11 protein-coding genes are annotated in these 10,724 nt (G+C 39.1%); 4 read left to right on the top strand and 7 right to left on the bottom strand.

Translation table 11 applies throughout. The annotated features are described in order from the left end of the window. Positions 1-154: 154 nt before the first annotated feature. The 5 genes from ACOV1R_RS14880 to ACOV1R_RS14860 form a co-directional block, all read right to left on the bottom strand. Positions 155-880 carry a GntR family transcriptional regulator gene (locus ACOV1R_RS14880; RefSeq protein ID WP_003643414.1) on the bottom strand — a complete coding sequence of 242 codons (726 nt, stop codon included), beginning with the start codon at positions 878-880 and terminating at the stop codon, positions 155-157. 79 nt (positions 881-959) lie between these two features. Continuing rightward, a complete protein-coding gene (locus tag ACOV1R_RS14875; RefSeq protein WP_003645357.1) occupies positions 960-2,393 on the bottom strand; it encodes a 6-phospho-beta-glucosidase in 1,434 nt (477 codons plus the stop codon). Positions 2,394-2,453: 60 nt separating this feature from the next. Further along, on the bottom strand, positions 2,454-3,812 hold the full coding sequence (gene celB / locus ACOV1R_RS14870) for a PTS cellobiose transporter subunit IIC (protein ID WP_021357030.1): 1,359 nt from the start codon (positions 3,810-3,812) through the stop codon (positions 2,454-2,456). Between the two features lie 21 nt (positions 3,813-3,833). Continuing rightward, complete coding sequence (locus ACOV1R_RS14865; RefSeq protein WP_003643417.1) at positions 3,834-4,331, bottom strand: hypothetical protein; 498 nt, start codon at positions 4,329-4,331, stop codon at positions 3,834-3,836. A gap of 724 nt (positions 4,332-5,055) precedes the next feature. Next, positions 5,056-5,442: a carboxymuconolactone decarboxylase family protein gene (locus tag ACOV1R_RS14860; RefSeq protein ID WP_003645353.1), complete on the bottom strand. Its 387-nt coding sequence runs from the start codon at positions 5,440-5,442 to the stop codon at positions 5,056-5,058. 88 nt (positions 5,443-5,530) lie between these two features. Here ACOV1R_RS14860 and ACOV1R_RS14855 point away from each other — a divergent pair, with 88 nt between their 5' ends. The 3 genes from ACOV1R_RS14855 (at position 5,531) to ACOV1R_RS14845 (ending at position 8,079) form a co-directional block, all read left to right on the top strand. Further along, on the top strand, positions 5,531-5,899 hold the full coding sequence (locus ACOV1R_RS14855) for a MerR family transcriptional regulator (protein WP_003643419.1): 369 nt from the start codon (positions 5,531-5,533) through the stop codon (positions 5,897-5,899). A 122-nt stretch (positions 5,900-6,021) separates the two neighbouring features. Further along, entirely contained in the window at positions 6,022-6,390 is a 369-nt protein-coding gene (locus tag ACOV1R_RS14850; RefSeq protein ID WP_003643420.1) for a YxeA family protein, read from the top strand. A gap of 417 nt (positions 6,391-6,807) precedes the next feature. Further along, positions 6,808-8,079: a DUF805 domain-containing protein gene (locus tag ACOV1R_RS14845; protein ID WP_003645352.1), complete on the top strand. Its 1,272-nt coding sequence runs from the start codon at positions 6,808-6,810 to the stop codon at positions 8,077-8,079. A gap of 312 nt (positions 8,080-8,391) precedes the next feature. Here the strand turns inward: ACOV1R_RS14845 and ACOV1R_RS14840 are convergent, their stop codons facing one another. Further along, complete coding sequence (locus ACOV1R_RS14840; protein ID WP_003643422.1) at positions 8,392-8,667, bottom strand: DUF3781 domain-containing protein; 276 nt, start codon at positions 8,665-8,667, stop codon at positions 8,392-8,394. A 108-nt stretch (positions 8,668-8,775) separates the two neighbouring features. Here ACOV1R_RS14840 and ACOV1R_RS14835 point away from each other — a divergent pair, with 108 nt between their 5' ends. After that, complete coding sequence (locus ACOV1R_RS14835) at positions 8,776-9,363, top strand: type 1 glutamine amidotransferase family protein (RefSeq protein ID WP_003645351.1); 588 nt, start codon at positions 8,776-8,778, stop codon at positions 9,361-9,363. Positions 9,364-9,741: 378 nt separating this feature from the next. Here the strand turns inward: ACOV1R_RS14835 and ACOV1R_RS14830 are convergent, their stop codons facing one another. Continuing rightward, the gene (locus ACOV1R_RS14830; RefSeq protein ID WP_003645350.1) at positions 9,742-10,002 is read right to left on the bottom strand and encodes a winged helix-turn-helix transcriptional regulator; all 261 of its coding nucleotides are present in this window, start codon (positions 10,000-10,002) and stop codon (positions 9,742-9,744) included. Positions 10,003-10,724: the final 722 nt, after the last annotated feature.

Below are 10,724 nucleotides of genomic sequence, written 5' to 3'. Positions count from 1 at the left end.
AAGAAAATCTGGATGATTCAGGCAGAGCTTGGGTCGGCGCCGGAAATTGATGAATAAAATAATATTAAAAAATCGGTAGGCTTATAAGCTTACCGATTTATTTTATCCAAGTAATTAGTTACTAACTTCAATAATAGGGCCATCACCCCAACACCTAACGAATCTTCTTAACCATAAATAACCGTGCTCGTCGATAATCATAATATTGCTTTGAAAATGCCAACATCTTTCCGGTAGTTAAATATGTTTCATCCTTAACTACTAGACTGGGTGCCCCATTTGCTAGATTCATAAACTCCCCGGCAATTTCTGGTAGTGGCTCACTCATCAGTAATTGATCAATAAAGCCAATATTGACGTCTCGTTGTTGTTCAAAATAATTGAACAATGAACCATACAATGCTTCTTCAGGAATCGTATCTACGATTGCTTTTATATAGTACGAATGTTCCATCAAATATGGTTGACCATCCAATTCTCGAAAACGCCGAATATCAATTAATTCCTCATTATCTTTAAGGTGACCTGCTTCCGGTAAGAACTCAGCATCAGCAACAGTAGTCATCGCCATCACTGCCTTCTTAGTTGCAAGTTTCAATCCTGCACGCGCAGCAGCTTCTGATAGTCCACCATCATGTTGTAAAGCTATTGAATTATTAGTCTGTTGCTGTCGGACGAATGTTCCGATACCATGCATTTGATAAGTATAACCCATGTTGCTAAGCTGCTTTAACGCTTGGCGCAATGTATAACGGGTTACTTGATACCTTTCCATTAAGACTGGTTCGGCAGGTAATTTACGTTGTCCATCCGCCAACTTACCAACCTGAATGTCAGCTAAAATCCGTTGAACCAACTGACCTATATCCAGATGTGCCATTTCAAATCCCCCTCTTTCATGACCCGAAAAACGCACCCCAAATCTTCGGAGCACGTTCATATATGTTTATTATAGCGTATTAAGAGAGGTCAGCACCGTTTGTAGCTATCACTTTCTTGAACCAGTCAAACGATAACTTCTTTTCACGTTTCAAAGTTCCAACACCTGCATCATTTTTATCCACATAAATCAGCCCATACCGCTTATCCATTTGTCCAGTCCCTGCGGAAACCAAATCAATGAAGCCCCATGGCGTATACCCCATCAATTGAACCCCATCAACATCGACAGCCAACTCCATCTGTTCAATATGTTTTCTCAGGTAATCAATGCGGTAGTCATCATGAATTTTACCGTCCGCGTCCTTTTTGTCAAAAGCGCCCAGCCCATTTTCTACAATAAACAATGGTAAATCATAACGATCACTAAACCAGTTAAGTGCGTATCGTAAGCCAACCGGATCAATCTCCCAACCCCAATCCGAACGTTCCAAGGCCGGGTTTTTCACTTCAGGATTTTGACCAGGCGTCATATAATCGTCTGGTTCATTATCCGTTGTTTTAGTCACATGTGATGCATAGTAGGAAAAGCCAATATAATCAACCGTTCCAACAGCCAAGATATTCAAGTCGGCCTCAGTTATGTCTAAAGCAAAATGGTGGCGTTCAAAGTACCGTTTTAACCAATTAGGATACTTTCCTTTACATTGAATATCTGCCAACCAATAACCAGCTTGCATGGTACGTTCCGCTTTCATCACATCCTGTGGTGCGGGAGTTGCGGGATAGGTTGGCCCCATCGCCATCATACATCCAATTTTAAATTCTGGATTGATTTCATGGCCCATCTTAACAACTAATGCGCTAGCGACCGTCTCGTAATGTGCAGCCTGATACATTAATTTTTCAGCATCTTCATCAGCAGTAATCTTAATACCAGAATTCGTAAATAGTCCCCACTCATTTAAACCCGTCTGATTATTAATTTCATTAAAAGTCATCCAATATTTGACTTTGTTACGGTATCGCTCGAGTACGACCCGTGCAAATTTAACAAAAAAGCGAATCATCTCACGGTTACGCCAACCACCATATTCTTTTACTAAATGATAGGGCATTTCAAAATGGGACAACGTAATTACAGGTTCAATACCATGTGCTAGCAAGTCATCAAATAAATCATCATAAAACTTTAAGCCTGCTTCATTCGGCTCATTTTCATCACCGTTCGGAAAAATCCGTGTCCAAGCAATGCTTGTCCGAAAACACTTTAAGCCCAAATCTGCAAACAACTGCACATCTTCATGAAAATGATCATAAAAATCAATCGCCTCGTGATTTGGATAGTTTTTTCCAGGGACCAATCCATCTGTAATCTCACGTGCTTGTGTATTACTTCCCGCAGTCATGACGTCAGCAATGCTTAACCCCTTGCCGCCTTTGTTCCAGCCACCCTCAAACTGATGAGCAGCGACCGCACCACCCCACAAGAATCCATTTGGTAATTTACTCATGATAATTTTTCCTCTCTTAAAAGCCAAATTGCGAATCAAACTTATAACTTGCCATAATCATTAATCGGCTTGCACCGTTCCACTTTGTTCTTGTACAAAAAGTTTATTGTCATAAAACTTAATGAATGGGAACCAAATAACAAAAGCAATCAAAGCACAGACAACTGCTAAAACAGCTGCCCGCCAATCACCGCCAGAACCTAAGAACCCAGACAAGCCCACCGGTGTCGGCCATGCTACTTGAGCAATTGGTGGATTGACCATATGGAACTTGATTGCAAAATAAGCAACTGACATTGATGACATTGGTGCTAAGAAGAACGGAATTGCAGTGTAGGGATTATAAACAACAGGCATCCCGAATAAAATAGGTTCATTAATATTGAAAAATGCAGGTACAATACTAGCTTTACCAAGTGCGCCCAATTGAGCTGATTTGGCAAAGAAAGCGATAAACACTACCATTCCAAGCGTCGCACCGGAACCACCGATTGTCACAAAACAGTTGTTAAACTCGCCCGCAAACGGAATATTAGCACCTTTAGCATTGCTAACCATATTAGATAATACAATTGGCGTTAAAAATGAGGTTACAATAGTGGCCCCATGAATGCCAACCAACCAGAGTGCATGCATAATAAAGTAAACAACCAGTAAACCAATCCAAGTATTAGTCAAATTCGTCACGAATCCGAATGGAATTGCAACAATTTTATAAATATCAGTTCCCATCAAAATTAATAATCCATTAATCACAATTACTGTCAACGCAATTAGAGCTGTTGGAATCAATGCAGTGAATGAGCGAGCTACGCCTGCTGGTACCGTTTCAGGCATCTTGATTGTCCAGTTACGTTTAACACAAGTTGCATAAATTTTAACCGCAATAATCGACATAATAATCGCAGTAAAAATACCAGTCGTTCCTAAACGAGTAACACCACCGCCCATTTCCCAGCCATCAATAATTTTAGCGTTTTTATTGAAAACATTGATAAGCGTCATGGCACCGTCCTTGAAAACTAATTCTGGTAAACACATGAAAAAGGCCATCATTGAAATCAAAGCCCCATTCAGTGGATTCACTTCAATCTTTTCTTCTTGGGCCTGGATTTTTGTATATTCATAACCAAAAACTAAACAGAAATAAAGTGATAAAATCCCCATCGTAGCGGCATTTGCTAACATGTATAACGGTGTGATTTTGTCAAACGAAACAGCAAAGAATCCGGCTAGTGCTGGAAAGCTTTGCGGTAACACACTAACAATCAGAAACATTGATCCAACAATTGTAAACGGAATTGTTGCCATCCCGGCAGCCATAACAGCCCGTACAATTCTGAATTGAGCCAGCTTTCCCATTGGGCCCATTAAGTGATTATTTAAAAACTGAAACATTTTATTATTTGTATCATCCATCGAATTTCACATCCCAATCCTTTATATGCTTGCTGCAAACTGACGAATATGCTTAATATAGCGATCCTTATCATGCTCAATCAAGAACACCCGATACTCAAGGAAAGCACTTACCAAAATACCAAAGCCTAAAACACTAAGTACCCAGGGCAAACTCGCTTCATTTAAAAATGGATAGAACACTTTTAGTTTTCCAAACACTAAACTCAATCCAACACTCAGATTTATAAAGAGTTGCACCCAGTAAAACCACCGTGTAAAAGTTAGCCGATTCGTATGCTTCCAAAACTTACCAATTTGCTCTACCATCACTACAGCTGTTCCAATTAACAAAATGCTTGGCAATAGGCCAATGCCGGAACCAAAGCCGAATAAAACAATCGCCCAATAAAGATTAACAAAGAAAAAGATAGCGGTTACATAACGGAATACTAGAAAACGATTAAAGTACATACTAGTCAGGCTCAATGCACGCCGATTAGCTGTTGCCTCATTACTGCCGTTTTTAAGTGGCGACATAGCATCACATCCCTTATCATTTAGTCATTCGAATGAGTGTCGTTCGAATGGCTAAATGATAGCAAAGAAGTCAGTCTTTGTAAACGCTTTATTTAAGTTGATTTACAAATTAATCACATTTTTCCATTCTTTTGTTTCAAATATCATATAATCATATTCAAATAATGACGTCTGATTAGCATTTAGTCACTTTTTTATCAGGATTCAATAAAAAGATCCGGTTAATTTAAAAAAATTAACCGGATCTTTCAACTCATTCTATTACTCTTAGAAATCGGATTACGTACCTCCACTTATTAGAATCAGTGATATATTCCCAGTGTAAGTACAATCCCACCTACAATTAAAAAGGCACCAAATACCAATGCACTCCATAATGCTAAAGGCGCAAAAACCGACATTTCAGCGTTCCCATGCAACTTTAGCTGTCGGAAATATCGCCGCGATGCTCTAATCTGAAACCAGCCAAGTGCGATTAGTAGTATCCCAAAAACTGTTTGAATGATATTACTCATATCCTCACCTCATTCGATTAAATAACATCTTGCTTACCGATCATAAGATAATTCAACTGTTAATTTAAAGCAGTCTTCACTAAATTTATATTCAGTTCCCTCGATAACACTATTATACGCTCTATCCGACATTCAGGAAGCGCTTTCTATTAGTAAATATACTAAAGAGACCTACAGTTCAATTTCAATCTCGGCTTATTAAACAGAGACTAACTTAAGTCTTCTTTTTTCGTAAAAACCTCTTTAACCACCGTCAACGCATTCAATACCTTCGGAAAACCAACGTAAGGAATACAATGAATGCAAGTTTCCACAATTTCAGTACGACTAAGCCCAACGTTGAGGCATCCGTTGAGATGAACACGTAACTGGTCTGCTGTATCACCTTGCGTTAATAAACTAGTAATAGTAACAAGTTCGCGTTGTTGCAACGATAAACCAGGACGTGTATAAATATCATTAAATGCAAATTCAAGAATTAGCTTAGCCACATCCGGTGCCACCCTATCCAAACTAGCCATTACATGATCAGCTGCTTCAGCATCCACCCGTTGTAACATGGCTTTTCCATTAATTAACCGTTGCTTATTTTCCATTTTAATCAGCTCCTTCATTTGATTGATTCTAGGTTACAACCTCGGGTGTACCCGACATCAAGCTTTATTTCAGGAGGTTTTCAAATTAATGCAAATTGGTGAATTTTCACGACAAACTGACCTAACAATCGATACGTTACGCTATTATGAAGAAGTCGGCCTGCTTCGTCCCACGCGAACTGCCGGTAATCATCGTCAATACCAGTCTAAAGATATCGACTGGGTTAATTTTTTGAAGCGTTTAAAACAAACGGGCATGTCGATTCGAAACATGCAACGCTACGCGCAATTGCGCTATATCGGTAATCAAACAATCCCTGAACGTTTGATATTACTGCAAAAACAAGAAGCACAACTTAATGACCTAATGGTAGCAACACAAGCTAACTTGGATTTTCTTCATCAGAAGATGACAACTTATCATGAAATGCAAGAATCAGACTTTGAATCCCATTAAATTATTAATATTATATTTAATTACTTGTTTTTCATTTAGCATTGCATAAACTGCTATCCACCGTTTCTTATATCTCTTATGATTAATATCAGATTTCAATTAATCATTTGGAGGGATTATTAATGAAAAAAGCGGGGATTTTGGGACTAATCATCACTATTATCGTATTAGTACCAGTTGGTCTCGGTTTCAACTGGTACCACTCAAATTACGGAACAAAAACATACTATACTCAAATCACGACTAAAGGTGAACGTAAAACCGGGAAAGATGATTCCGGCAAGCCCTATGTCTACTATCATTACTCACAACCTGGATACAGCGACAATGGTGTTAAGAAAGAGCTCACTTTTGATAGCGTCCTACCACGCTCACTCAAGATGCACGCTTATCTCAAAGTCGGTTATAATGACAAACGCCAACAAGTGATTAACTGGGAAAAAGTCGATCGAAAAGACATTCCCCAAGCAGCACTGAATAGAATCAATTAATTGTTAAACCCCAGCAAGTTAAAAGCTCGCTGGGGTTTTATCGTGTTCAGTCTATAACTAATCATCGATTACTATGTCGACAAACTACTGCACCTAATTAATTTGTATAATGACAATTGCCGTAAATGGTTTCTTCCTTCCATGACCAATATCTAGTATTTCAAAATCCGAGGATCAATTCTAGCTCACGGCTTTTTACTTAAGCTTATAATTGCCACTTTCAACAAAGCAAATAAATAACTATTTAAGTCTATTATTGAACAAAATATGAATTTAGTATTAATATTTTGTTAATATTTTTAACTAGTTATGATATGCTTGTTTTCGGCTGCCATAATCATTCGCTCGGCCATATAATAAAATTCTACTTATATTCATAACATTTCGCCTAGTATAAGTACTCCAGGAGGAACATCGATGTCAGAAACAAAGTATTGTATTAACTGTGGAAAAGCGATTCCTACTAACGCGACCTTTTGCTCTTTTTGTGGCGCAACTCAGGACAAAGTCGCTTCCACTGAAGATCAGAACACCATTACTTCCGAGCAGCACAACACACCTAATCAACCAGAACATGTCAATATGTGGACCGCACTAAAGCTAGGAATGCGTCAAACCTTTACTTGGTCACAACGGATTACACGTCCTCAATATTGGTGGCTTTACTTAGATTTGGTCCTAATTTCCCTAGTTTTAACTATCGTACTTGGTATCAGAGCATACAGTTATCCAGCTTTTATCCTCAGCCCATTACACGTTAGTGTTTTACAAACCGTGCTGTTATTGATTTTTTCAGCGCTCATGGTTTGGACTTCAGTGATGCAATTCACAGCCAGTGCGCGGCGACTCCACGACTCTAATCGGTCAGCGCATTATTTGTGGTTCTATCTGCTTCCACTTGTCGGCCCTATTTTAATCATTGTTTTCCTATGCCAACGCTCTGAACCAGCTGGAAAACGTTTCGACCGTTTAGCTAGCCAACCAAAACCTTGGACACACAAATGGTGGACTTGGTGCCTACTAGTCTTATTGACATTGGGATACGCCGCTCTCATTAACATAACGGCCCGTGATACTGCCATGGACGCCGCTCTGACGACAACTTCCAAGTCAGCTACAACTAACTCTGACGACAGTTACAGCGATAGCGACAGTGAAGAATCTAGTGATAGCACGGACTCTGACTCAGATTCAGAATCAGATTCAGATTCTGACAGTATCACTATTGGCGACGACGACATCGATATCGCCGATCAAAAAGCTTACAGTACCTCATTTACCGACAGTAGCTGGGCGAAATCCACATTTAAAATCGATAAAGTCACGGTCTACAAAACGGACGGCACTTATACTAGCGGTAGCGGTAATGACAAGAAAGATTTTAACGGCGTCGTAAAAGTTCACATGAGTATCCATGCTGGGCAAGATATTTCAGCCTATCCGACCCAGGCCAAACTCAGCACGAACGACGGTCAACAAGTCGAAGCCGACATGGATAGCGATGATTTTGACGGTGATTTAAACAGTGGTACCGATTCTGACGGTAACGTATACTTTGTTTTATCAAAATTATCCAGCGTTAAAGACATCACTAGTATTCGCCTAAAATGGGATGCTAGTTATGATACTGACGATTATGACGACGATAACGCTTATAAGACATTTGACACAACGCTTAATTTAAACTAGTTATCAATTAATACTAGTTTATAAGCTGTTTAATCCGTCAAATCGGTGACGGCTCGTAATTAAAATCACGTCCAAATAAATCCCCCCATTAGACTTCCATACTAGCCTGATGGGGGGATTTATTGCTTTTAAAGTGTGCTACACTCCTGTAATTATTCTCAACTAACATTAATTAACTTTTTAAGTATTCCGCTTTATTCCGTAAGAAGCACTTCACTGCTTCATCCAAGTAAAACCCATTTCCCATTGCCAAAATACTCAACCACCACACGGATTCACTAATATTTTTATTACTTTTAGCTGTTTTATTGATTAAAAGCCGTCGACTTCTGTGTATTTACTGGCTGTAATTAAGCGATAATTACCAGCATTGACTGTTAGTTCTACCCGCGCTTTACGACTTCGGATATAATAATTTTTCCCACACCTTTTGATTTCATCTGGTTGTATCAGAATATGATTGACTAAATCTTTAATTTCAACTTCGCTTAAATTAACGGCTAATTTCTTATTAATACGTTGAAAGACCCGTGGTGTATAGCAAATATGTGTTCTAATTAACTCAAGAATTACGGATTGTTTGCTCATTTACTGCCCTCCAACATTTAATCATGCACTTGCTTTTTAGAACGTACGTTCCTATAATTAAGGATAACATATTCGGTTCTGAAAATATATTTTCCTCTGGAGGTCAACATGAAAACTGCATTATTTCTAATGCTAGATCAATACGCAGATTGGGAAGCTTCTTATCTAGCTAGTCAATTAAATCAAAGCACTGACTGGCAAGTTAAAACGACTTCAACAACACCATTGGTTACGTCAATTGGTGGCTTCACCACTAAAGTTGACTATCAACTGGATTGTTTACCAACTATTGACTTATTAATCCTAATTGGTGGTAACTCTTGGAATATCAATAATTCATTATTATATTCACTAGTTCAGCAACACCTCAATGCCTCAAAACCAGTTGGCGCAATCTGTGGTGCGGTAGATTACTTAGCCCAAAACGGTTTTTTAACTGGTTATCAGCATACCGGCAATTCACTGGCGATGTGGCACAATTATCCTAACTATCAAAACTCAGCCGACTTTCATGAACAGCAAGTCATTAGCGACAAGAATCTAGTCACAGCTAACGGCACAGCGGCACTGGCATTTACTGCCGCCGTTTTACAACTAATTCATTTTCAATCTAGTGAAGAACTAACCCGAACTATCGATCTATACCGCTTAGGATTTTACCAATACTGTCAAAAATATGGTAATCCGTTCGGCTAAGTTTTTCCAAAAACTAATCTTGTCAGTTAAAACAACGTCAACACTCGCGCCAAATTCTGCCGCATAATGCAGACACCTTCTTGGATAGATAAATCATGCGTATTAAATAAAACAATATTCCCAATAAAAGTTTCAAAGAAGAGTTGTTCATTAGCTTTCAGAATTTAAAAGCAATATTATCATTTTAGTTATGCGGTTCAAGGCCAAGTGACATCGCCATTCGACCCAACTCTGGGCTCGATAGTCACTTAGTTCTACCTAAAAACGAGATCCAAGCACGTATGAAGACGTCGCTGGATCTCGTTTTTTAATTTTTATGACGACAATTAGTGCCGTGAATAAACCGGAGCATGCTCGTTCTTAACCGATTTCACTTAATTAAGCTTGGTAATCCTGATAGTCTACCGCAAAGTTCTCCAAAGCCTTCAAAACAGGCAAGAACTTCTCTCCTAATGGGGTGAGTGAATATTCAACCTTTGGTGACACCGGTGGATAAACCTTGCGATTGAGTTCACCAAAACGCAAGACCCGCTGACTAAGGAAATACAGAATAACCATGCTCCATTTTCCGCGAACGACTTTTTGAACACTGGCAAATGGACAATCCAAAAAGTTTTCATCCGATACCGATTCATTCATAATATTTACTATCCCTGTTCATAATTAATCAATCGTACGACGTTAACTGATAACCACTATTATACTAAAGATTGTCCGGCCACCGTCGTTCATGATACCGTATTTGTCTAGATAGCTATTTTATTTCTTTACTAATACTAGTTTAGAACAGATTAGTGCGCGGCTGCACGCTGATTCGTGTCATTGCCCACTTCTAGTGTCTTATCTGGGTAACTGCTCGGGTAAGCGCGTCCGCTCACGATAAAACCAGCTAAACATTGGTCGTTTCCTGGTCAAAGACAATTACCCGTTTACCTTGATTACCACCCTGTTCAAAATCAAGATGGGCCTGTTTGACCGTGGCGAGCGTAAATGGGTAGCTTTATACGACTACTACGCCAAGGTTGCCATATAGCTGTTGAAAATAAATCAGCAAATTATTGTCTACCCGTTTCAGCCCTCTCCAAGTGAGCAAAAACTTCTTTCCATGCAACCATCGTCAACGTTACCCATGTCAGCATTGAAACACCCATCGGTAGCCCAAAGGCCGACATTAAACTGATTTGTATCCTAACTTGCGTATGCCATGTAAGCATCAGCAATGCACCATACAAAGTAAGATTCGTAATCATCGCCGTTATTAACAGCGGTACAATTTGAGGGAGTGTCAAGAATCTTGTGTAAATGAAATGCCTTCGTACATATAATATGTATCTAACTTAAATAAATGATGCTTCCAAGGT

Origin of the sequence: Lactiplantibacillus sp. YT640 (assembly GCF_049745435.1) — a bacterium.
GTDB lineage: Bacteria > Bacillota > Bacilli > Lactobacillales > Lactobacillaceae > Lactiplantibacillus > Lactiplantibacillus plantarum.
Note: the sequence above shows the minus strand (reverse complement) of the source record. Positions and strands in the feature narration are given on the sequence as shown.